Below are 753 nucleotides of genomic sequence, written 5' to 3'. Positions count from 1 at the left end.
ATTATACCGCAAACCACACAAACAAAGCACGAGTATAGTGAGCTGCTGCCAGAGCTTGAAAAATATAATGCAATCGCCAAAGAGATAAAAGCTAAGGGCGATACATATATGATTGGGAGCGATGAAGCCAAAGAAGCTAAGGAAATCCTAGAAGCCCTGCAAGAAGTCATAAGCCAAACGCCACAAGCCAAAGAGCGAGCCGAGCAAATCGCAAAAGAAATCACCCAAGCCTACAACGACAAGCTCCGCACGAAAATCAATGCCTATCACAAAATGCCAGAGCAGACACAAAAGGACGCAGAAGCCAAACAAGCACGAGCCAAAGAGATAGGAGCGATAAGAGATAAAATCCTAGCACCCTACCACGATGAGTTTGCGAAGTTTGGGTGGAAGACACACGACCAGCTTTTTGTCTATCCGCAAGCGGTGCATAAAGATGGCAAAGAGATTATACTACCCATCGCCGATGACGCAAAAGTGCTTATAGGCACGCATAATGAGATTTATAAGCTTGCACCCACGCTAGAAAAATACGCGAAAGAGAATCCGCGTAATAAGCATTATGCAAACAGGCTAGAGATATTTAAAAACCACGAAGCACAATCCGCCCAAAATATAGCCCAGCAAGAAAAGCTCGTGCAAGAGTATTTTAGCCATCAAGGACATAATGTAAGCTCCACAACACCTCCATAAAAAGGGATTTTTGATGAAGTGGATTCTAGCGACATTGTTTTTACCGACAAAAAGGGGCAA

General features: G+C 43.8%; 1 protein-coding gene. It reads left to right on the top strand.

All coding sequences use genetic code 11. The annotated features are described in order from the left end of the window. A partial coding sequence (locus EBF12_RS10975; protein WP_157979119.1) for a hypothetical protein occupies positions 1-693 on the top strand: 693 nt, incomplete at its 5' end. Positions 694-753: the final 60 nt, after the last annotated feature.

It is taken from the genome of Helicobacter labetoulli (assembly GCF_003670275.1).
In the GTDB taxonomy this organism is placed as follows: Bacteria; Campylobacterota; Campylobacteria; order Campylobacterales; family Helicobacteraceae; genus Helicobacter_C; species Helicobacter_C labetoulli.
This window is presented reverse-complemented; position numbering and strand designations above follow the sequence as displayed.